The 20,586-nt window shown below is 61.9% G+C and carries 20 protein-coding genes; 7 read left to right on the top strand and 13 right to left on the bottom strand.

All coding sequences use genetic code 11. The annotated features are described in order from the left end of the window. Positions 1-161 precede the first annotated feature (161 nt). On the top strand, positions 162-1,382 hold the full coding sequence (locus APH41_RS03415) for a putative DNA modification/repair radical SAM protein (RefSeq protein ID WP_014719028.1): 1,221 nt from the start codon (positions 162-164) through the stop codon (positions 1,380-1,382). Beyond that, positions 1,379-2,260 carry a TIGR03915 family putative DNA repair protein gene (locus APH41_RS03410; RefSeq protein ID WP_054917426.1) on the top strand — a complete coding sequence of 294 codons (882 nt, stop codon included), beginning with the start codon at positions 1,379-1,381 and terminating at the stop codon, positions 2,258-2,260. Before APH41_RS03415 ends, APH41_RS03410 begins: the two co-directional genes overlap by 4 nt. Before the next feature lie 126 nt (positions 2,261-2,386). Here APH41_RS03410 and APH41_RS03405 read toward each other — a convergent pair whose 3' ends face one another. From APH41_RS03405 to ctlX, 7 genes are all read right to left on the bottom strand, one after another. Further along, positions 2,387-2,884: an Lrp/AsnC family transcriptional regulator gene (locus APH41_RS03405; protein WP_014719026.1), complete on the bottom strand. Its 498-nt coding sequence runs from the start codon at positions 2,882-2,884 to the stop codon at positions 2,387-2,389. 4 nt (positions 2,885-2,888) lie between these two features. Further along, positions 2,889-3,719, bottom strand: coding sequence for an ABC transporter ATP-binding protein (locus tag APH41_RS03400; protein ID WP_003192318.1), 831 nt, complete (start codon positions 3,717-3,719; stop codon positions 2,889-2,891). 3 nt (positions 3,720-3,722) lie between these two features. Beyond that, positions 3,723-4,436 carry an ABC transporter permease gene (locus APH41_RS03395; RefSeq protein WP_014719024.1) on the bottom strand — a complete coding sequence of 238 codons (714 nt, stop codon included), beginning with the start codon at positions 4,434-4,436 and terminating at the stop codon, positions 3,723-3,725. Next, positions 4,433-5,134 carry an ABC transporter permease gene (locus APH41_RS03390; RefSeq protein ID WP_014719023.1) on the bottom strand — a complete coding sequence of 234 codons (702 nt, stop codon included), beginning with the start codon at positions 5,132-5,134 and terminating at the stop codon, positions 4,433-4,435. The genes APH41_RS03395 and APH41_RS03390 overlap by 4 nt, the downstream gene beginning before the upstream one ends. Positions 5,135-5,280: 146 nt before the next feature. After that, a complete protein-coding gene (locus APH41_RS03385) occupies positions 5,281-6,060 on the bottom strand; it encodes an ABC transporter substrate-binding protein (RefSeq protein ID WP_032896457.1) in 780 nt (259 codons plus the stop codon). 227 nt (positions 6,061-6,287) lie between these two features. Beyond that, on the bottom strand, positions 6,288-7,334 hold the full coding sequence (locus tag APH41_RS03380; RefSeq protein ID WP_054917425.1) for an ornithine cyclodeaminase: 1,047 nt from the start codon (positions 7,332-7,334) through the stop codon (positions 6,288-6,290). Positions 7,335-7,345: 11 nt separating this feature from the next. Further along, a complete protein-coding gene (gene ctlX, locus APH41_RS03375; protein ID WP_054917423.1) occupies positions 7,346-8,272 on the bottom strand; it encodes a citrulline utilization hydrolase CtlX in 927 nt (308 codons plus the stop codon). A gap of 223 nt (positions 8,273-8,495) precedes the next feature. Here ctlX and APH41_RS27845 point away from each other — a divergent pair, with 223 nt between their 5' ends. Then, a complete protein-coding gene (locus APH41_RS27845; RefSeq protein WP_082430411.1) occupies positions 8,496-9,389 on the top strand; it encodes a GNAT family acetyltransferase in 894 nt (297 codons plus the stop codon). 243 nt (positions 9,390-9,632) lie between these two features. Here the strand turns inward: APH41_RS27845 and APH41_RS03360 are convergent, their stop codons facing one another. From APH41_RS03360 to APH41_RS03340, 5 genes are all read right to left on the bottom strand, one after another. Then, positions 9,633-10,652, bottom strand: coding sequence for a branched-chain amino acid aminotransferase (locus APH41_RS03360; RefSeq protein WP_003192309.1), 1,020 nt, complete (start codon positions 10,650-10,652; stop codon positions 9,633-9,635). 202 nt (positions 10,653-10,854) lie between these two features. Then, positions 10,855-12,234: a dihydrolipoyl dehydrogenase gene (lpdA, locus tag APH41_RS03355; protein ID WP_054917420.1), complete on the bottom strand. Its 1,380-nt coding sequence runs from the start codon at positions 12,232-12,234 to the stop codon at positions 10,855-10,857. A 4-nt stretch (positions 12,235-12,238) separates the two neighbouring features. Then, complete coding sequence (locus tag APH41_RS03350) at positions 12,239-13,504, bottom strand: dihydrolipoamide acetyltransferase family protein (protein ID WP_054917414.1); 1,266 nt, start codon at positions 13,502-13,504, stop codon at positions 12,239-12,241. Then, positions 13,505-14,563: an alpha-ketoacid dehydrogenase subunit beta gene (locus tag APH41_RS03345; protein WP_005789444.1), complete on the bottom strand. Its 1,059-nt coding sequence runs from the start codon at positions 14,561-14,563 to the stop codon at positions 13,505-13,507. 1 nt (position 14,564) lies between these two features. After that, positions 14,565-15,800, bottom strand: a complete 1,236-nt coding sequence (locus tag APH41_RS03340) for a 3-methyl-2-oxobutanoate dehydrogenase (2-methylpropanoyl-transferring) subunit alpha (RefSeq protein WP_054898243.1) — start codon at positions 15,798-15,800, stop codon at positions 14,565-14,567. A gap of 195 nt (positions 15,801-15,995) precedes the next feature. Here APH41_RS03340 and bkdR point away from each other — a divergent pair, with 195 nt between their 5' ends. Next, positions 15,996-16,484: a Bkd operon transcriptional regulator BkdR gene (gene bkdR, locus APH41_RS03335; RefSeq protein WP_003174877.1), complete on the top strand. Its 489-nt coding sequence runs from the start codon at positions 15,996-15,998 to the stop codon at positions 16,482-16,484. A 656-nt stretch (positions 16,485-17,140) separates the two neighbouring features. Here bkdR and APH41_RS03330 read toward each other — a convergent pair. Then, positions 17,141-18,004, bottom strand: a complete 864-nt coding sequence (locus APH41_RS03330; protein ID WP_054917412.1) for an MBL fold metallo-hydrolase — start codon at positions 18,002-18,004, stop codon at positions 17,141-17,143. Positions 18,005-18,098: 94 nt separating this feature from the next. On the opposite strand from APH41_RS03330, the gene APH41_RS03325 reads away from it, so the two are divergent. The 3 genes from APH41_RS03325 to APH41_RS03315 are packed head-to-tail and all read left to right on the top strand — an operon-like array spanning position 18,099 to position 20,537. Next, positions 18,099-18,434: a helix-turn-helix transcriptional regulator gene (locus APH41_RS03325; RefSeq protein ID WP_003174875.1), complete on the top strand. Its 336-nt coding sequence runs from the start codon at positions 18,099-18,101 to the stop codon at positions 18,432-18,434. A 51-nt stretch (positions 18,435-18,485) separates the two neighbouring features. Continuing rightward, a complete protein-coding gene (locus APH41_RS03320; RefSeq protein ID WP_054917406.1) occupies positions 18,486-19,730 on the top strand; it encodes an FAD/NAD(P)-binding oxidoreductase in 1,245 nt (414 codons plus the stop codon). After that, complete coding sequence (locus APH41_RS03315) at positions 19,731-20,537, top strand: sulfite exporter TauE/SafE family protein (protein ID WP_054917402.1); 807 nt, start codon at positions 19,731-19,733, stop codon at positions 20,535-20,537. The last annotated feature ends 49 nt before the right edge of the window (positions 20,538-20,586 follow it).

Here is a 20,586-nt window from a genome sequence, read left to right as displayed (position 1 = left end):
CTTGCTCCCGTTCGGGTGCGCAGCGCCCGCAAGCTTTTGGGGCCGCTTCGCAGCCCAGCGGGAGCAAGCTCCCTCGCCACAAGAGCTCGCTCCTACAGACGGCACTTGTGACAAAGTGTGGCTATTGGTACTGTACAAAAAACCAGTATCGGTAGCCCTCCATGCAGTTGATCGAAAAACTCAGCATCCTCGCCGACGCCGCCAAGTACGACGCGTCCTGCGCCAGCAGTGGCGCGCCCAAGCGCAGTTCCGAGGGCAAGGCGGGGCTGGGTTCCACCAATGGCATGGGCATCTGCCACAGCTACACGCCCGATGGCCGTTGCGTGTCGTTGCTCAAGGTGTTGCTCACCAACTTCTGCCTCTACGACTGCCAATACTGCGTCAACCGCCGCTCCAGCGACGTGCCCCGTGCGCGCTTCAGCCCGGAGGAGGTGGTCACCCTGACCCTGGATTTCTACAAGCGCAATTGCGTCAGTGGGCTGTTCCTCAGTTCCGGCATCATCCGTTCGTCGGACTACACCATGGAGCAACTGGTGCGGGTCGCCAAACTGCTGCGCGAAGAGCATGACTTTCGCGGTTATATCCACCTCAAGACCATCCCCGATGCCGACCCGGCCCTGATCGCCGAGGCTGGCCGTTATGCCGATCGCCTCAGCGTGAATATCGAACTGCCCACCGACGCCAGCCTGCAGACCCTGGCGCCCGAGAAGCAGATCGGCTCGATCAAGCAGGCCATGCAGACCATCTACACCGGCGAACAGACGGTGCTCAACGAACCCCGTGCGCCACGTTTCGCTCCGGCCGGGCAGAGCACGCAGATGATCGTCGGTGCCGACGACACCGACGACAGCACCATCCTGCACGGTGCCGAGGCGTTGTACGGTAATTTCAAGCTGCGCCGCGTGTATTACTCGGCGTTCAGCCCCATCCCCAACAGCCCGAAAAGCGTACCCCTGGCCGCGCCGCCCTTGATGCGCGAGCACCGCTTGTACCAGGCTGATTTCCTGCTGCGCAGCTACGGTTTCAGCGCCAATGAGCTGTTCGCCGGCCCCGGTGACCTGGCACTGGATATCGACCCCAAGCTGGCCTGGGCCCTGGAGCATCGCGAGGTGTTCCCCCTGGACCTGAACCGCGCCGAGCCGACCCTGATCGCACGTATCCCCGGCATCGGCCTGCGCACCACCCAGCGCCTGGTCGACCTGCGCCGTGAACGCAAGATCCGCTTCGAAGACCTGGCGCGCATGCGCTGCGTGCTGGCCAAGGCCAAGCCGTTTTTCATCACCAGCGACTACCACCCGCAGCAGGCCGACAGCACCAGTGTGTTGTTGCGCGAACAATTGCGTGACCGTCCGCAGCCGCAACAGATGGGGCTGTGGGGATGATCAGCCTGGAGTGCGACAACCTGTTCAGTACCTGGCGCGAACAGGCCCGCTGGTTGCTCAGCCATCAGGTCGACCCCAGCCAGGTCAGTTGGGGCGAGGTGCAGGCGGCGGACCTGTTCGCTACCGATGAACTGATCCCACCAGGGATGGGGCCGTTTCAGGCGCGCATACCCAAGGCGTTGTTGCAATTGCTGGAGTCCGCTGCCTGTTATCACGGTGATCAGCGCTGGAGCCTGTTGTATGAAGTGCTGTGGCGGGTCAGCCATGGTGATCGCACCGCCATGCTCGCGGGTGACAAGCTTGGCAGCGAATTGCAGCGGCGCATCAAGCAAGTCAGCCGGGAAGCCCACCACTTGCATGCGTTTGTGCGCTTCATCGCGCTGCCGGACGGGGCCGGGCCGGAACTGCCGGAGTACGTGGCCTGGCATGAGCCGGCCCATGACATTCTCAAGAGCGCCAGCGAGCATTTTATCGGGCGCATGGGCCGCCATCGCTGGATGATCGCCACGCCCCTGGACGGGGTGTATTACGACGGCGAGCAATTGATTCATCAGCGCCAGTGCCCCGAGGCCTGGCAGCAACTGGCGCAGAATGTTGAAGATCCCCACAGTGCGATGTGGTTGACCTACTACAGCCACATCTTCAACCCGGCGCGGCTCAATCCCAAAGTGATGGAAGGGCATTTGCCCAGCCGGTTCTGGAAGAATTTGCCGGAGGGCAAGTTGATCCCGGGGCTGATCAGCGAGGCGCGTACGGGCAAGCAGAAGGATGGGCAGGCGAAGCTGGTGGGTGCCAAGCCAGGCAAAAGAATTGCAAACCCGGTCAATGTGGGAGCTGGCTTGCCTGCGATAGCGGTCGACCCGTCAGATGTGGGGTGACTGATTGATCGTTCCCACGCTCTGCGTGGAATGCCACCCTGGACGCTCCGCGTCTGCTCTTGAAGTTGTGACGCGGAGCGTCATTGGATGCATTCCCACGCAGAGCGTGGGAACGAGCTAGCTGGTTCAGGCCAGTTCGGTCGCGGTGTTCTTGACCACCGCCAACTCCGGATGCGCCACCAGCTTATCAATGTGCAACTCATCATTGTTCAACCAGGTCTCGGTCAGCACCCGGTAATGCTCCATATCCCGGCAGCGCATGCGCAGGCTGTAGTCGAACGGCCCGCTGATCAACTGGCATTCGAATACCTGCGGGCAGGCTTTCACGCAGGCTTCGAAGGCCTTTTGCGCCGAGCGCCCGCTTTGGTTGGACAGGGCCACCAGCACCAGCAGCGACAGCCCCGGTGAGACCATCTGCACATCGATGATCGCCCCATACCCACGGATCACCCCGCGTCGTTCCAGCTTGCGCACCCGTTCCAGGCAGGGCCTGGGGGTGAGGTGCACCAGTGACGAGAGCTTTTCGTAGGTGATACGCCCCTGATGCCTGAGTACGTCGATGATCGCTTCGTCGATGCGATCCAGCGTAGGGGAAGAATGGGGTCCGTGGGCCTTGGTATCCATGAGTTCACTTCAAACGGTTGGAAAGAAATTGCTGCAAGCGTTCGCTGGTGGGATGGTCGAGGATCTCGGCGCCGCCGTGTTCTTCGACTCGGCCCTGATGCAGGAACAGCACTTGGCTGGACACCTGGCGGGCAAAGCCCATTTCGTGGGTGACCATCAGCATGGTACGACCTTCCTCGGCCAACGTCTGTATGACTTTAAGCACTTCTCCTACAAGCTCCGGGTCCAGGGCCGAGGTGGGTTCATCAAACAGGATAATCTCCGGCTCCATCGCCAGCGCCCGCGCAATCGCGACGCGCTGCTGCTGGCCACCGGACAGGAACGCCGGATATTGGTCCGCCACGCGGCTCGGCAGGCCGACCTTGTCCAGGTACAGCCGCGCACGTTTCTCGGCTTCGGCGGCGCTCACGTTCAGCACCCGGCGCGGGGCCATGGTGATGTTTTCCAGCACGGTCATGTGGCTCCACAGGTTGAAGTGCTGGAACACCATGGCCAGGCGCGTGCGCAGGTTTTGCAGTTGCGCCTGGTGCGGCGCGCGGGTGCCGGCGCGGCCTGGTTGCATTTCGATGCTGATGCCGTCCAGGGTGATCACCCCGGCGTCAGGCTGTTCCAGAAAGTTGATGCACCGCAGCATCGTGCTTTTGCCCGAACCGCTGGCGCCGATCAAGCTGATCACATCGCCCTGGCGTGCGTTGAGGGACACGCCCTTGAGCACTTCGTGTTCGCCGTAGCGTTTATGGATACCTTCGACTTGCAGCTTGATGGCCGCCGTGGCGGTGTTGCCGACGGGTACATCCATTGGATAAGCGGCCAGGGCCTGCGCGGACTGATTCATGGGTTAGCCTCGGGTAGGAACAAGAAAGCGCATCCAGCGACGTTCGGCCAGCCTGAACAGGCCCACCAGTGCAAAGGACAGCAGCATGTAGAGCAGGGCGGCGATGCCGAAGGCCTGGAAGGTCAGGAACGTCTCGGCATTCGCATCGCGGGCGACCTTGAGGATGTCGGCGACGGTGGCGGTGAACGCCAGCGACGTGGCGTGCAGCATCAGGATCATTTCATTGCTGTAGGCCGGCAGGGCGCGACGCAATGCGGCGGGCACGATCACAAACAGGTTCAGCCGCCAGCCGTGCAGGCCATAGGCGCGTGCCGCTTCGATCTCGCCATGGGGAATGTTGCGGATTGCCCCGGCGAAGATTTCCACGGTGTAGGCGCAGGTGTTGAGCACAAACGCCAACAGCGTGCAGTTCAGCGCATTGCGGAAAAACTGGTTGAGCAGGGCGTTGTCCTGCACCACTTCCAGGCTGTACAGCCCGGTGTAACAAATCAACAGTTGGATATACAGCGGCGTGCCGCGGAACAGGTAGGTGTAGACCTCCACCGGCCAGCGCAGCCAGAAATGCTCTGACACGCGTGCCAGCGCCAGGGGGATCGACAGGCCAAAGCCCAGCACTACCGAAATAATGAACAGCCACAAGGTCATGGCGACACCGGACAGGCCGCTGCCATCGCTGAACAGGTAGGCCAGGCCGTATTGCTGGAACAATTCGATCATCGCGCCATCCCCTTGATGCCCAGGTTATAGCGCCGTTCCAGGCGCTTGAAGATGCGGTTGGAGAGGGTGGTAATCACCAGGTACACCAGGCCCGCGAGGATCAGGAAGTACAGCGGCTCGCTGGTGGACTTGCCCGCGTTCTGCGCGGCCTTGACCAGGTCTGACAGGCCGATGATCGACACCAGCGCCGTGGACTTGAGCAGCACCAGCCAGTTATTGCCCAGGCCCGGCAGGGCAAAGCGCATCAGTTGCGGGAACAGCACCAGGTGAAAGCGCTGCCAGCGGCTCAGGCCGTAGGCGGTGGCGGCTTCCAGTTGGCCGGCCGGCACACTGAGGATCGCGCCTCGGAAGTTTTCGGTGAAATACGCGCCGTAAATAAAGCCCAGGGTGATCACTCCGGCGGTAAACGGGTCGATTTCAACGTAGTCCCAGCCGAACGCTTCGGTCAGATCGTTGAGCCACAGTTGCAGGCTGTAGAAGATCAGCAGGATCAGCACCAGGTCCGGCACGCTGCGGATCAACGTGGTGTAGAGCGTGGCCGGCACGCGCAGCCATTTGGCGCTGGAGAGTTTGGCGCCCGCGGCGACCAGGCCCAGGGTAAGGCTCAGGGCCAGGGCGAGGAACGCCAGCTTGAGCGTCATCCAGGCACCCTGGGCCAGCATGGGGCCGTAGCCTTGCAGGTTGAGGAGGTCGTTCATGGGGAAGATCTCGAAGGAGTGCACGGATTTACTGTGGGAACTGCTTGTTGTGGCGAGGGAGCTTGCTCCCGTTCGACAGCGCGGCTGGAGCCGGCTTAAGCTCCCTCGCCACAACACGCCCGCTCCCACAGGGGCACGGTTGCCGGTTACTCGTTGTAGATGTCCTGATCGCCGAAGTATTTCTTCTGGATCTGGGCGTAGGTGCCATCGGCCTGGACGGCGGCGATGCCCTTGTTGATCAGCTCACGCAACGCCTGGTCGTTCTTGCGCAGGCCCATGGCGATGTCCAGAGGCAGGGTCGGGTCCTTGAAGGCCGGGCCGGTCTTGAAGTCGGCGCCTTCGGGCTTGGACAGGAAGTTGAGCTGGGCTTCGAGCTTGTCCGTCAGGGTGGCGTCGAGGCGGCCGTTTTGCAGGTCGGCGTAGTTCTGTTCCTGAGACTGGTACGCCTTGATCTGTGCACCGAGCTTGGCCAGGTGCGCGCGGGCATAGGCTTCCTGCAACGAGCCTTGCAGCACGCCAACCTGCTTGCCGTTCAGCGATTCTGGGGTGTCACCGAAGGTGGCGTTTTTTCGGGTGATCACCGAGGTGGGGCTGAGGAACAGGCGGTCGGTGAAGTCGATGACTTTCTCGCGGGCCGGGGTCACGGCCATGGAGGACATGATCGCGTCGAACTTGCGCGCACGCAGGGCCGGGATCATGCCGTCGAATTCGTTGTGCACCCAGGTGCATTTCACTTCGAGCTTGGCGCAGATGGCGTTGCCCAGTTCGATATCGAAACCTTGCAGGCTGCCGTCGGCGGCGACGGATTCGAAGGGCGGGTATTCGGGGAACACGCCAAACCGGATTTCTTTCCAGTCCTGGGCGTGGGCAGCAGTGGCGCACAGTGGCAACAGCAACGCAGCGAAGAGTGATCGCAGAGGAGTCATGTGTCGGTCCCTATATTTTGTAATTGATGTCAGGGGCAGTGAATAACTGGGAGCAGAGAATGCTTCATGATGGTGCGTTTTTTGTGTCGTTTACCCCCTGCGCAAAGCGCAAATTGCGCTGTTAAAACAGGCAATGCAGCGGAATCGGCTGTGACACCGGCAAAATCGGCTTTCAACCCACCCGAATCTGGCCTGCCCTGGGCGCAAAGCGGCAAGCCAGAGCGGTTTCAGGCGCGCTTTTTATGCTGTACCACAGGTTGCTGGGCCAGGCGTGCAAACAGGTCTTTCGGGTCGGCCAGGTCTGGCACCAGCTCCAGCTCGCTCCCCACATCCAGGGCCTTGGCCACGTCCAGTACATAGCGCAGGGCCGAGTAGTCTTCGATAGCAAAACCCACCGAGTCGAACAGGGTGATCTGGCGTTCATTCTCGCGGCCCGGCTGTTGGCCGTTGATCACTTGCCACAGCTCGGTGACCGGCGAATCTTCCGGCATGTGCTGGATTTCGCCTTCGATGCGGCTTTGCGGTTCGTACTCGACGATCACCCTGGCGCGCTCGACGATACGGCGGTCCAGCTCGGTCTTGCCCGGGCAGTCACCGCCCACGGCATTGAGGTGCATGCCTGGCTCGATCATCTCGTCAGTCAGGATGGTGGCGTAGGCCTTGTCTGCAGTCACGGTGGTGACAATGTCCGCGCCTTTGACTGCCTCGGCGACGCTGGCGGCCAGGATCACCTTGATCGCCGGGAACGCCTTGAGGTTGGCGGCGAGCTTGGCGGTGGCCTGGGGGTCGATGTCGAACAAGCGGATTTCAGTAATGCCCAGCATGGCGTGGAAGGCCAGTGCCTGGAATTCGCTTTGGCAGCCGTTGCCGATCAGCGCCATGCTGCGGCTGTTGGCGCGGGCCAGGTAGCGGGCGACCAGGGCCGAGGTGGCAGCGGTGCGGATCGCAGTGGTCAGGGTCATCTCCGCTAGCAGCACCGGTTTGCCGGTGTCGACGTCGCCCAAGGCGCCGAATGCCATCACGGTGAGCATGCCGGCCAGGGTGTTTTTCGGGTGGCCGTTGACGTACTTGAAGGCGTACAGCGAAGCGTCGGACACCGGCATCAGCTCGATCACGCCATCCGGTGAGTGGTTGGCCAGGCGCGCGCACTTTTCGAAATCCTGCCAGCGCAGGTAGTCGGCGCGAATGTAGTCGGCCATCTCGGTGATAGAGGTTTGCAGGCCTTTTTGCGATACCAGGTAGCTGAGGTCGTTGACGTCGATATAACGGGTCATGGCAGGACTCCTTATTGAAATGAGGGACGGGCCGGCAGATGCACTTCGGCCAGCATGCAGCGGGCACTGCCGCCGCCGATGCGTTCGATGTTGTCGATATTCACCACCACCGGCCGCGTATGGCGTTCCACATGCTGACGCTGCGCCGGATGCAGGGCGCCCCAGGCACTGGCGGACATCACCAGCAATGGCTGGCCGTCCCGGTCGTGGACCTCCAGCATGTTGCCGGCGAAGGCTTCCAACTGGTCGAAGTCCAGGCTGAGGATGTCCTTGCCGGTGTCACGCAGGGAGCGTTCCAGGGCCAGGCGCTCGCTGTCGTCGGGCAGGGCCTGCAGGCACACCACCGCGAGGTCGCGGCCAACGCTCATCATCACGTTGCTGTGGTAGATGGGGGCCTGGTGACGGTCCAGGGCGTGGAACACACAGAGTTGGTAGTCGAGGCGTTCGGCAAACTGGCGCAGGGCCGCGTGGTGGGTGCGCCCCGAATGGCACGCGTAGCTGATGCGGTGCTGGCGGTCGAGCACCATGCTGCCGGTGCCTTCCAGGAAGATGTTCTGTTGTTCCATGTGGCTGAGGTCGATGGTGGTGTTGATCGCAAAGCGTTGCTCCAGTACTTGCAGCACGCCCTTGTTGCGCTCCAGTCGGCGGTTCTGGCCTTCCATGGGGTAGAGCACCAGGCTGCCGTCGGCATGGCTGCTCCACCAGTTGTTGGGGAAGATCGAGTCGGGCGTATGAGGCGCCGGCGTGTCCTGCACCACCAGCACCTCCACGCCATGCTGGCGCAGGGTGTCGACATAACCGTCGAACTCCTCCAGCGCTTTGTGCTGTGCACTGAGCGGGTCCAGCGACGGGCGTTGGAAACGGTTGTTGATCGCGGTATCCGGGTTGAAGGCAAAGCGCGCCGGGCGGATCATCAGGACGGTGTTGGTGGTTTGCATGGGGGCACGGGTCCGTTGGGGATCTTGTGCCGCTATTGTGTGCGTTGCGGGGAAAGGATCCCGGCTGAAACGGCGGGGTGGCTCAGCCAAGAAAGCTGAAAACGGGGGTGGCGCAGCCGAATCGGCTGCCAGATTGAAATACGATCAACCTGTGGGAGCAGGCAAGCCAGCTCCCACATTGGTATTGTGGTGATTGTTATCGTTGTGTCAGCCAGGAGGAACCATGTCTACCGCTGTTCGCCTTGCCCAACCTTCAGATGCCGAGGGCATCAGCCAGGTCATCCTGGCTGCGCTGCACAGCAGCAACGCACGTGATTACCCAGCAGATGTGATTGCGCGGGTTGCCAGCAATTTCACCCCCGACGCGGTAATGGCGTTACTCCAGCGGCGTGTGGTGTTGGTGGCGACTCAGGATCAACTGATCGCTGCTACGGCCGCACTGGACGGCAACGTGGTGCGCTCGGTGTTCGTCAACCCGGCGCTGCAAGGGCAGGGCATTGGCCGATTGTTGATGATCGAGATCGAGCTGCGCGCCCGTGAAGCCGGCGTGACGGTGCTGAGCGTGCCGTCCTCGCTGACGGCGCAAGCCTTCTACGCCAAGCTGGGTTTTCACAACGTGCGTGACGTGTACCACGGCAACGAGCGCACGTTGGTGATGGAAAAGGCGCTGTTGTCCCGCCACCCCATCGGGCCGTATCGCGACCGTCAACACCGTGCCCAGGTGATTGAGTTATGGCAGCAGGCGTTTGGCTATGACACCGCGCATAACCTGCCGAGCCTGGCGATTGATAAGAAACTGGCGGTCAATGACGGGTTGTTCTTCGTTGCCACCGACAACAAAGCCGTGATCGGTACCATCCTCGCCGGCTATGACGGGCATCGTGGCTGGTTGTATTCGGTGGCGGTGCATACCGACTATCGGCGCCATGGCCTGGGGTCGTCGCTGGTGCGCTATGCCGAACAGGCGTTGACAGCGCTGGGTTGCATGAAAATTAACCTGCAGATCACCGGCGGCAATGACCTGGTGGTGGGGTTTTATGAGGCGTTGGGGTATGGGGTGGAGCCGAGGATCAGTATGGGCAAGAAGATTGCCGAGAATATTACGCCACGCTCATGAAGGTGCAGAAACCAGTGTGGGAGCTGGCTTGCCTGCGATAGCGATAGGCCTTTGATCGTTCCCACGCTCTGCGTGGGAATGCCGCCTGGGATGCCCCGCGTCCCGCCGGACAACAGGTGACGCGGAGCGTCAGGGGATGCATTGCATTCCCACGCGGAGCGTGGGAACGATCAAGCGGAGCGTGGGAACGATCAACCAGCCAGCTCCCACAGGGTTTTGTGGTGTCGCTGGCTTTTGTGGCTGTCAGACCTTGACGATCCAACCCGCTGGCGCTTCCACGTCACCGGTCTGCACACCGGTCAGCTCTTTGTAGAGCTTCTGGGTGATCGGGCCGACTTCGGTCTCGCTGTGGAACACGTGCAGCTTGCCGTTGTACTGGATGCCGCCGATAGGCGAGATCACCGCAGCGGTACCGCAGGCGCCTGCTTCCTTGAATTGGTCCAGCTTGTCGATGAACACTTCGCCTTCAACCACTTCCAGGCCCAGGCGGGTCTGCGCCAGTTCGATCAGCGACAGGCGTGTGATGCCTGGCAATACCGAAGGCGACTTCGGCGTGATGAACTGGTTGTCGTGGGTGATCCCGAAGAAGTTGGCGGAGCCGACTTCTTCGATTTTCGAATGGGTCATCGGGTCCAGGTAGATCGCGTCGGCGAAGCCGGATTTCTTCGCTTCCGAACCCGGCATCAGGCTGGCGGCGTAGTTGCCACCGACCTTGGCGGCACCGGTGCCTTGCGGCGCGGCGCGGTCGTAGCCGGAGATCTGGAAGTTGTGCGGCACCAGGCCGCCCTTGAAGTAGGCACCGACCGGGATGCAGAACACCGAGAAGATGAACTCCGGCGCGGTACGCACGCCGATGTTGTCACCGGTGCCGATCACGAACGGGCGCAGGTACAGCGCGCCGCCACTGCCGTACGGCGGGATGAAGCGCTCGTTGGCCTTGACCACTTGTTTGCAGGCGTCGATGAACGCGTCGGTCGGCACTTGTGGCATCAGCAGGCGGCCACAGCTGCGCTGCATGCGGGCGGCGTTCTGGTCCGGGCGGAACAGGTTGATCGAACCGTCCTTGCAACGGTAGGCCTTCAGGCCCTCGAAGCATTGCTGGCCATAATGCAGGGCAGTGGAGCCCTCGCTGATGTGCAGCACATTGTCGTCGGTCAGGGTGCCAGCTTGCCATTCGCCGTTCTTCCAGACCTGGAGAAACCGCTTGTCGGTCTTGATGTAGTCAAAACCCAGCTTGTCCCAATTGATGCTCTCGTTACCCATGACACCCTCTATCTCTGGTCAAGTCGGATTTTTTTCTGGATGGCGCAACAATACTGCATTCTTGGCCGGTGTGGGAGCAGGGCGGTGGACCATTCAACTCTGCATTGGCTGATCCACCGCTATCGCGGGCAAGCCCGGCTCCCACATTGGAATGCATTCCAAGTGTGGGAGCTGGCTTGCCTGCGATAGCCACGCCACGGTTTTACAGGTGCAACGCGTGCCCCAATGCCCGCAGCGCGGCTTCCTGCACCGCTTCACCCAGGGTCGGATGGGCATGAATGGTGCCGGCCACATCCTCCAGGCGCGCGCCCATTTCCAGGCTCAGGCCAAACGCAGTGGAGAGTTCCGAAACCCCAGCCCCCACCGCTTGCCAGCCAACAATCAAGTGATTGTCACGCCGCGCCACCACCCGCACGAAGCCGGCCTTGGACTCCAGCGTCATGGCCCGGCCATTGGCGGCGAACGGGAAGCTCGACACAATGCAATCCAGGCCAGCAGCCTTGGCCTCGTCCGGGGTCTTGCCGACCACCACCAGTTCCGGGTCGGTAAAGCACACCGCCGGAATTGCCGCCGGGTTGAATTCGCGGGCCTTGCCGCTGATCAGTTCGGCAACCATTTCGCCCTGGGCCATGGCCCGGTGCGCCAGCATCGGCTCGCCACTGAGGTCGCCAATGGCGTACACGTTGCGCATGCTGGTCTGGCAGCGGCTGTCGATCTTGATCGCCGCGCCGTTCATGTCCAGGTTCAGCGCTTCGAGGTTCCAGCCTTGGGTGTTGGGTTTGCGCCCCACGGCGACCAGCACCTGGTCGGTGTCCAGCGCCAGGGTGTCGCCATTGGGTGCACGTATTTGCAGCTTGTTGTCGGCAAAGCCGGTGACGCTGTGTTCCAGGTACAGCTTCACGCCGAGTTTCTTCAGGGATTCAGCCACCGGCAGGGTCAGCTCGGCGTCGTAGGCCGGCAGGATGTGCGCCTGGGCCTCGACCACGCTGACGTCGGCACCCAGCTTGCGGTAGGCAATCCCCAGTTCCAGGCCGATATAACCACCGCCCACCACGATCAAACGTTTGGGTACATGGGTCGGTGCCAGGGCTTCGGTGGACGAGATAATCGGCCCGCCAATCGGCAGCATCGGCAGGTTGACGCTTGTCGAGCCGGTGGCCAACAGCAGGTGTTCGCACTGGATGCGTTGCTCGCCCACCTCGACGGTCTTGCCGTCGATGACTTTGGCCCAGCCATGGATCACCTGCACCTTGTGTTTTTTCAGCAGTGCGGCGACGCCGGTGGTCAGGCGGTCAACGATGCCGTCTTTCCATTCCACGCTCTTGCGGATGTCCAAAGTCGGTACATCCACCTCAATGCCCAACTGCGAGCCCTGGCTATGGTGCACGGTTTGCTGGAACTGCTCGGCCACATGGATCAGCGCCTTAGAGGGAATGCAGCCAATGTTCAGGCAGGTGCCGCCCAGTGCTTGGCCTTCCACCAGAATGGTGGGGATGCCCAGTTGGCCTGCGCGAATCGCCGCGACATAACCGCCGGGGCCGCCGCCGATAATCAGCAGCGTGGTGTGCAATGTCTGAGTCATGCCCTTACTCCAGGAACAGGCTGGCGGGTTGTTCGAGCAGGCCGCGAATGGCCTGGATGAATTGCGCCGCGTCCATGCCATCGACCACGCGGTGATCGAAAGAGCTGGAGAGGTTCATCATCTTGCGCACCACAATCTGGCCCTTGATCACCATCGGCCGCTCAACGATGCGGTTGACGCCGACGATGGCCACTTCCGGCAGGTTCAGCACTGGCGTACTGACGATGCCGCCCAGGGCGCCAAGGCTGGTCAGGGTAATGGTCGAACCGGACAGCTCTTCACGGCTGGCCTTGCCTGTGCGTGCGGCATTGGCCAAACGCGCGATTTCTTCGGCAGTGCCCCACAGGCTGCGGGCTTCGGCGTGGCGCACCACCGGCACCATCAGGCCCACGTCGCTCTGGGTGGCGACGCCCACGTGCACGGCACCAAGGCGAGTGATGACCTGGGCTTCGTCGTCGTAACGCGCATTGATCTGCGGGAAGTCGCGCAAGGCTACCACCATGGCCCGCACGATAAACGGCAGCAGGGTCAGCTTGCCGCGTGTCGCACCGTGCTTCTCGTTGAGGTGCACGCGCAACTCGTCGAGGGAGGTGACGTCGATCTCTTCCACGTAGCTGAAATGCGCGGCGCGGCGGGTGGCGTCCTGCATGCGCTGGGCGATCTTGCGGCGCATGCCGATCACCGGGATCTGGTGTTCGTCAGTGCGCTCGGCATACGGGTTGGCGGCGCTGGCGCCCGTTGTCGGGCCCTGGCGCAAGTAAGCCTCCAGGTCTTCATGCAGAATCCGGCCCGCAGGCCCTGTGCCCTGGACCAGGCGCAGTTGAATCCCGGCATCCAGCGCGTGTTTGCGCACGGCAGGCGAGGCCAACGGGCGTTCGCTGGCTTCACGGGCCACGGGCGCTTGCGGCGCTTTCACTACTGCAGCGGGCTTGCTTTCTACCGGCGCCTGTACCGGTTTGGCTTCGGCCACAGGTGGCGCGGCCTTCGCCGGCTCGGCAACCTCCGGCATATCCTTGGTATTGCCTGCGCCTTCCACTTCAATGCTGATCAAAATGCTGCCCACTGCCATGACCTCACCCGGCTCGCCGCCGAGGGAAATCACCTTGCCGTGGACCGGCGAGGGAATATCCACCATCGCCTTGTCGGTCATCACATCCGCCAGCACCTGGTCTTCAACCACCAGGTCGCCGACCTTTACATGCCATACCGATAATTCAACTTCCGCGATGCCTTCGCCAATGTCCGGCATCTTGATAACGTGCGTGCCCATTCAGACCTCCATGACCCGTTTCAACGCCGCGCCCACTCGGGACGGCCCTGGGAAATACGCCCACTCCTGCGCGTGCGGGTAGGGAGTGTCCCAACCAGTGACGCGTTCGATCGGCGCTTCCAGGTGGTGGAAGCAATGCTCTTGCACCAGCGAGACCAACTCGGCACCAAAGCCGCAGGTGCGCGTGGCTTCATGCACCACCACGCAACGGCCGGTCTTTTTCACCGACTTGACGATGGTCTCCAGGTCCAGCGGCCACAGGCTGCGCAGGTCAATGACCTCGGCGTCGATGCCGGTTTCTTCAGCGGCGACTTGCGACACATACACGGTGGTGCCATAGGTCAGCACGGTCACGGCCGAGCCTGGGCGCACGATGGCGGCTACGTCCAGGGGCACGGTGTAGTAACCGTCCGGCACCTGGGCTTGGGGGTGTTTGGACCACGGCGTTACCGGGCGGTCGTGGTGGCCGTCGAACGGGCCGTTGTACAGGCGCTTGGGCTCCAGGAAGATTACCGGGTCATCGTTCTCGATGGAGGCGATCAGCAGGCCCTTGGCGTCATAGGGGTTGGACGGCATCACCGTGCGCAGGCCGCAGACCTGGGTGAACACCGCTTCGATACTCTGGCTGTGGGTCTGGCCGCCATAGATGCCGCCGCCGCAGGGCATGCGCATGGTCAAGGGCGCAGTGAACTGGCCGGCCGAGCGATAACGCAGGCGTGCCGCTTCGGAAATGATCTGGTCGGTGGCGGGGTAGACGTAGTCGGCGAACTGGATTTCCGCTACCGGGCGCAGGCCGTAAGCGCCCATGCCCACGGCCACGCCGACGATGCCGCTTTCCGAGATCGGCGCGTCAAACACCCGCGAGCTACCGTACTTGGTCTGCAAGCCTTCGGTGCAACGGAACACGCCGCCGAAGTAGCCGACGTCCTGGCCGAACACCACCACGTTGTCGTCACGCTCAAGCATCACATCCATGGCCGAGCGCAGGGCCTGGATCATGGTCATGGTGGTGGTGGTCATGGCGGTTTCCAGTTCGATGCTGTTGTTGTGGTCGTTCATGTCACACCCCCAACTCTTGACGCTGGCGCTTCAAGTGCTCCGGCATCTCTTTATAGACATCCTCGAACATGGTCGCGGCGCTTGGAATCTGGCCACCGGCCAGGGTGCCGTACTGTTCGGCTTCTTTCTGCGCCTTGACCACTTCGGCTTCAAGTTCTGCACTAACCGCCGCGTGTTCCTCTTCGGACCACTGGCCAATCTTGATCAGGTGCTGCTTGAGGCGGGCAATCGGGTCGCCCAGGGGGAAGTGGCTCCAGTCGTCGGCGGGACGGTACTTGGATGGGTCATCGGAGGTGGAATGCGGGCCGGCGCGGTAGGTGACCCACTCGATCAGGGTGGGCCCCAGGTTACGGCGCGCACGTTCGGCGGCCCAGGCCGAGGCGGCGTACACGGCGATAAAGTCATTGCCGTCCACGCGCAGGGAAGCGATGCCGCACCCGACGCCGCGTCCGGCGAAGGTGGTGGCTTCACCGCCAGCGATGGCCTGGAAGGTGGAAATCGCCCACTGGTTGTTGACCACGTTGAGGATCACTGGCGCGCGGTACACGTGGGCGAAGGTGAGGGCGGTGTGGAAGTCCGATTCAGCAGTGGCGCCGTCGCCGATCCAGGCCGAGGCGATCTTGGTATCGCCCTTGATCGCCGAGGCCATGCCCCAACCCACGCCCTGCACGAATTGGGTGGCAAGGTTGCCGGAAATAGTGAAGAAGCCCGCCTCCTTGACCGAATACATGATCGGCAATTGGCGGCCCTTGAGCGGGTCGCGCTCGTTGGACAGCAGTTGGCAGATCAGGTCCACCAGCGGCACCTCGCGGGCCATCAGGATGCTTTGCTGGCGATAGGTGGGGAAGCACATGTCGTCGATATTCAAGGCCAGGGCCTGGGCGCTGCCGATGGCTTCTTCGCCAAGGCTTTGCATGTAGAACGACATTTTTTTCTGACGCTGGGCGACCACCATGCGGTTGTCGAAAATGCGCGTCTTGAGCATGGCGCGCATGCCTTTGCGCATGATCTCGGTGGAGACGCCTTCGGCCCACGGGCCCAGGGCCTGGCCCTGATCGTCGAGCACGCGGATCAGGCCCTTGGCCAGGTCGGCGGTGTCGGCCGGTTCTACGTCGATGGCGGGTTTGCGTACCAGGCCGGCGTCGGTCAAACGCAGGTAGGTGAAGTCGGTCTTGCAGCCTGGGCGGCCCGAGGGTTCGGGAACGTGCAGGCGCAGCGGTGCATACGGCTGGGTCATGGCTTTCTACGCTCTATCTTGTGAATTTCTTGTAGTGGGCGCGCTAGCTGACAGTCAGTCTTCGGGTAGAAGAAATCTTGTCCTACAACAATCATAGGCGTGGCGTAGAAGAATATTTATCTCTGTTTCATTGCGTCGCCGGCCATTTGCGGATAAAAAAACTGCATAAACATAATAAACAGGTGATTTTGTCTCATGCGCAAACTGGACCGTACCGATATCGGCATTCTCAACGCCCTGCAGGAGAATGCCCGGATCACCAATGCCGACCTGGCCCGCTCGGTCAACCTGTCGCCCACTCCGTGTTTCAACCGGGTCAAGGCGATGGAAGAACTGGGGCTGATTCGTGAGCAGGTCACGCTGCTGGATGCTGATCTGCTGGGGCTGCACGTCAATGTGTTCATCCACGTGAGCCTGGAAAAACAGAACGAGCTGGCGCTGCAGCAATTCGAAGGGGCGATCTCGGATCGGCCTGAGGTGATGGAGTGCTACCTGATGGCCGGCGACCCGGACTATTTGATCCGCGTGTTGGTGCCGACGATCCAGTCGCTGGAGCGTTTCATGATGGACTTTCTGACCAAGGTGCCGGGGGTGGCGAACATTCGCTCCAGCTTTGCCTTGAAGCAAGTGCGCTACAAAACCGCGCTGCCGTTGCCGGCCAACGGCATCAGCCTCGGTTCCTGATTCAACGCGGAACAATGTGGGGCTTGCCTGGGATGACGGCCTGCCAGCCGACGCCAATCTACCTGACACCCAACGATCCAACTGTGGGAGCTGGCTTGCCTGCGATGGCGGCCTGACAGCCGACGATTACCTACCTGACACCCTAACGATCCAACTGTGGGAGCTGGCTTGCCTGCGAAGACGGCCTCACAGTCAACGTAGCTGGATTGTGTACATATCCATTCCTGCGGTAACGGCCACTTAGGGTTCCGCTTTTACAGCGGCTTACTTTTGAAAAGAGCCCAAAAGTAAGCAAAACGCTCTTGCCCCACCACTCGGCACCTCGCTTGGGCTCGGTGTGCCCGTAATCCGCCAGTGATTTGGGGGGCCGCCGCCACGCGCCATCCATGGCGCGGGGCGGCTAAACCGGCATCCCTGCCGGTTTACCCCCCAAATCCCTGTCGAATTCCGGCCAGCGTGGTTTAACGGGGCGCCTGAGATCAAGATCACAAGCAGAGCAAGAGCAAGAGCAAGAGCAAGAGCAAGAGCAAGAGCAAGAGCAAGAGCGGCTCGCTTCGCATCGTGGTTACTGTTGGTCGTTATAGAGCTGTATATCGGGCGAATGGGCCAACTGACCCACCGCTATCGCAGCCAGCTCCCACAGGGGATCGGTGCTTCTAAAGTTGGTTGAGGGGGATTTTCAGGTACGTCACGCCGTTCTCTTCCGCCGGCGGCATATTCCCCGCCCGCACATTCACCTGGATCGCCGGCAGCAACAAGGTCGGCATTCCCAACCCGGCATCACGCTGGGTGCGCATCTCTACAAACGCCGCTTCATCCACGCCGTCATGCACATGGATATTGCCCGCCCGCTGTTCCGCCACGGTGGTCTGGCATTTGGCTTCTCGACCCTCGGGCGGGTAGTCATGACACACGTACAACTTGGTGTCCGAAGGGAACGCCAACAGCTTGCGCATCGATGCGTACAACTGCCGCGCATCGCCGCCGGGGAAGTCGCAGCGCGCGGTGCCGACGTCGGGCATGAACAGGGTGTCGCCCACCAGGATCAAGCGGCCGTCGATCAAATAGGCCATGTCGGCGGGGGTGTGTCCAGGCACATGCAACGCCTGGGCCTTCAAGTTGCCGATATGAAAGACTTCATCCGGCGCAAACAGGTGATCGAACTGCGAGCCGTCCACGCGAAATTCCGGCTCCAGGTTGAACAGGTTCTTGAACACGCCCTGCACCTTGCTGATCGATTCGCCTATCGCGATCTTGCCGCCCAAGGTGCGGCGCAGGTAGGGCGCGGCGGACAGGTGGTCGGCATGGGCGTGGGTTTCCAGCAGCCACTGCACGTGCAGGCCATGCTCGCGCACAAAGGCAATCACCTTGTCGGCTTGTGCCGTATCGGTGCGCCCCGAAGCCGGGTCGTAATTGAGCACCGAGTCGACGATGGCGCAGGGGCCGCCATCGGCCTCATAGACGATATAGGTGTAGGTCGACGATGCGTCATCCAGAAAGGCTTGAATCAACGCTGGCATGGCGGCTGTCTCTGCTGAAGAAAAAAGTGGTTACAATCAGTTTACGTTTACACATAATGTTTTGAGCTTAAGTGACATAAAGGACCCGAGGCAAATGGAATCTACGTTGAGTGAGGGCGAGGTCGCCCAGTTGCGTGCATCGGCGTCCAAGGCCTGTGCCTTGCTCAAGGCCCTGGCCAACGAAGATCGCTTGTTGATCCTGTGCCAGTTGACCCAGGGCGAGCGCAACGTCGGCGAGCTGGAAGCCCTGACCGGCGTACGCCAGCCCACCCTGTCACAACAGTTGGGCATCCTGCGCGATGAAGGGCTGGTCGCCACCCGTCGGGAAGGCAAATACATTTTCTACGGGCTGGCCAGCCACGAAGTGATTCAAGTGATGAAAACCCTGTCCGGGCTGTATTGCGGCGCGGTCATAAAAAGCTGGGCGTGACGCCATCCGGCAGCGACCCTTGTGTGCATTGACTCAAAAAGGCAGTAGACAATGACCGAACAACACTGGGGACCCACCATCAGTGGCGATATCGTAGTCATCGGCGGCGGCTCGGCAGGCATCGGCCTGCTGGCCAGCCTGCTCAAGCGTGACCCGCAACTGAACATCATCCTGATTGAACCCAACGACTACCACTGCTACCAACCGGCCTGGACCCTGGTCGGCGGCGGCGCCTACGACCTGCACAAGACCCGCCGGCCCCTGGCCGATGTGCTGCCCAATGGCGTCAGCTGGGTGCAGGCCGCCGTCAGCGAACTGTTGCCCGATGAAAACACCCTGGTGCTCGACAGCGGCCAGCGCGTCACCTGGAAGAACCTTATCGTCTGCCCTGGCCTGCGCCTGGCCTGGGAAAAAATCGAAGGCCTGCAAGACACCCTTGGCCAGCACGGTGTCACGTCCAACTACAGCTACGAGCATGCCGCGTACACCTGGCAGTTGGTGCAGCAGCTCAAGGGTGGCAAGGCGTTGTTCACCCAGCCGGCGATGCCGATCAAATGTGCCGGCGCGCCGCAAAAAGCCATGTACCTGTCCTGCGACCACTGGCTCAAGCAGGGCGACCTCAAACACATCGACGTCGAGTTCAACCTGGCCGGTGCGGCGTTGTTCGGTGTGCCAACCTTTGTGCCGCCGCTGATGAAGTACGTCGAAAAATACAACGCTCGCCTGGCGTTCAACTCCAACCTGGTGAAAGTCGACGGCCCGGCGCGCAAAGCCTGGTTTGAAGTCAAAGACGCCGAAGGCAACGCGACGGTCGAAGAGAAAACCTTCGACATGCTCCACGTCGTACCGCCGCAGTTATCCCCGGACTTTATCCGCCAGAGCCCGCTGGCCGACGCCGCCGGCTGGTGCGAAGTGAACCCCCATAGCCTGCAACACCTGCGCTACCCGCATATCTTCGGCCTGGGCGATGTGTGCGGCACCACCAACGCCAAGACAGCGGCAGCGGTGCGCAAGCAAATTGTGGTGGTGGCCGAAAACCTGCTGGCCCTGCGCAAGCAGGCACCTTTGCCGCTCAAATATGACGGCTATGGTTCCTGCCCACTGACGGTGGAGAAGGGCAAGGTGGTGCTGGCCGAGTTCGGCTATGGCGGCAAGTTGCTGCCGACCTTTCCCCTTGATCCCACGCAGGCACGCCGTTCGATGTGGTTCCTCAAGGCCACGCTGCTGCCGTGGTTCTACTGGAATGGCATGCTCAAGGGCCGCGAGTGGCTGACCCGTCTGAGCAAGGTGGACTGAATGCTGCTGGCCAGTGTGTTAGGTGTATTGATGGGCCTGGTCATGGGCCTGACTGGCGCGGGCGGCGGCATCCTTGGGGTGCCGGCGCTGGTGCTGGGGCTGGGCTTGACCATGACCCAGGCAGCGCCGGTGTCGTTGCTGGCGGTGGGCGCAGCGGCAGCGGTGGGTGCCATTGATGGCTTGCGTCATGGCTTGGTGCGTTACCGTGCGGCGTTACTGATCGCCTTGCTCGGCGCGCTGTTTTCGCCGTTGGGCGTGTTTGTCGCCCACCAACTGTCGGAACCGGTGCTAATGGGGCTGTTCAGTGCGCTGATGGTGCTGGTGGCCTGGCGCATGCTGCAACGGGAAAAGCGCGAGGCTGGGCCGAGTGACCATGGTGCGGCGTCGTGGGGCCAGAAAAACTGCATGCTCAACCAGCAGACCGGTCGCCTGGCCTGGACCGCCAAATGCAGCGCCACCCTGGCGGCGTTGGGAGCGGTGACCGGCGCCGTTTCAGGTTTGCTGGGCGTGGGCGGCGGCTTCCTGATCGTGCCGGCGTTCAAGCAACTGACCGACGTGCAGATGCGCGGGATCGTCGCCACGTCGTTAATGGTGGTCAGCCTGCTGTCGCTGATCGGCGTGGCCGGTGCGTTTCATGCGGGCGTGAGCATCGAGCCGGTGGGCTGGGTGTTTATTGGTGCGAGCGTCGTCGGCATGTTGGCGGGAAGGCGGTTGTGTTCGGTGATCCCCGCGCGGGTGTTGCAAGTGGGGTTCGCCAGCCTGTGTGGGTTGGTGGCGATTGGGATGCTAGCCAGCGCGTTGCTCTGACGCTGTACCTGTGCGCTGTCACGAAATCTTGTACTTGGTCAGGAACCTC

Origin of the sequence: Pseudomonas sp. NBRC 111138 (assembly GCF_001320835.1) — a bacterium.
GTDB lineage: Bacteria > Pseudomonadota > Gammaproteobacteria > Pseudomonadales > Pseudomonadaceae > Aquipseudomonas > Aquipseudomonas paracarnis.
The sequence above is the reverse complement of the archived record's forward strand: the minus strand, read 5'-3'. Positions and strand labels throughout refer to the sequence as shown.

Excerpts from the sequence above, each read along its gene's own strand:
- APH41_RS03320 (WP_054917406.1), top strand. The coding sequence starts at position 18,486 with ATGACCGAACAACACTGGGGACCCACCATCAGTGGCGATATCGTAGTC.
- APH41_RS03405 (WP_014719026.1), bottom strand. The coding sequence starts at position 2,884 with ATGGATACCAAGGCCCACGGACCCCATTCTTCCCCTACGCTGGATCGC.
- APH41_RS03385 (WP_032896457.1), bottom strand. The coding sequence starts at position 6,060 with ATGACTCCTCTGCGATCACTCTTCGCTGCGTTGCTGTTGCCACTGTGC.
- APH41_RS03395 (WP_014719024.1), bottom strand. The coding sequence starts at position 4,436 with ATGATCGAATTGTTCCAGCAATACGGCCTGGCCTACCTGTTCAGCGAT.
- APH41_RS03390 (WP_014719023.1), bottom strand. The coding sequence starts at position 5,134 with ATGAACGACCTCCTCAACCTGCAAGGCTACGGCCCCATGCTGGCCCAG.
- APH41_RS03325 (WP_003174875.1), top strand. The coding sequence starts at position 18,099 with ATGGAATCTACGTTGAGTGAGGGCGAGGTCGCCCAGTTGCGTGCATCG.
- APH41_RS27845 (WP_082430411.1), top strand. The coding sequence starts at position 8,496 with ATGTCTACCGCTGTTCGCCTTGCCCAACCTTCAGATGCCGAGGGCATC.
- APH41_RS03330 (WP_054917412.1), bottom strand. The coding sequence starts at position 18,004 with ATGCCAGCGTTGATTCAAGCCTTTCTGGATGACGCATCGTCGACCTAC.
- APH41_RS03340 (WP_054898243.1), bottom strand. The coding sequence starts at position 15,800 with ATGACCCAGCCGTATGCACCGCTGCGCCTGCACGTTCCCGAACCCTCG.
- ctlX (WP_054917423.1), bottom strand. The coding sequence starts at position 8,272 with ATGCAAACCACCAACACCGTCCTGATGATCCGCCCGGCGCGCTTTGCC.
- APH41_RS03360 (WP_003192309.1), bottom strand. The coding sequence starts at position 10,652 with ATGGGTAACGAGAGCATCAATTGGGACAAGCTGGGTTTTGACTACATC.
- APH41_RS03315 (WP_054917402.1), top strand. The coding sequence starts at position 19,731 with ATGCTGCTGGCCAGTGTGTTAGGTGTATTGATGGGCCTGGTCATGGGC.
- APH41_RS03410 (WP_054917426.1), top strand. The coding sequence starts at position 1,379 with ATGATCAGCCTGGAGTGCGACAACCTGTTCAGTACCTGGCGCGAACAG.
- APH41_RS03400 (WP_003192318.1), bottom strand. The coding sequence starts at position 3,719 with ATGAATCAGTCCGCGCAGGCCCTGGCCGCTTATCCAATGGATGTACCC.
- APH41_RS03380 (WP_054917425.1), bottom strand. The coding sequence starts at position 7,334 with ATGACCCGTTATATCGACGTCAACGACCTCAGCTACCTGGTATCGCAA.
- APH41_RS03415 (WP_014719028.1), top strand. The coding sequence starts at position 162 with ATGCAGTTGATCGAAAAACTCAGCATCCTCGCCGACGCCGCCAAGTAC.
- bkdR (WP_003174877.1), top strand. The coding sequence starts at position 15,996 with ATGCGCAAACTGGACCGTACCGATATCGGCATTCTCAACGCCCTGCAG.
- APH41_RS03345 (WP_005789444.1), bottom strand. The coding sequence starts at position 14,563 with ATGAACGACCACAACAACAGCATCGAACTGGAAACCGCCATGACCACC.
- lpdA (WP_054917420.1), bottom strand. The coding sequence starts at position 12,234 with ATGACTCAGACATTGCACACCACGCTGCTGATTATCGGCGGCGGCCCC.
- APH41_RS03350 (WP_054917414.1), bottom strand. The coding sequence starts at position 13,504 with ATGGGCACGCACGTTATCAAGATGCCGGACATTGGCGAAGGCATCGCG.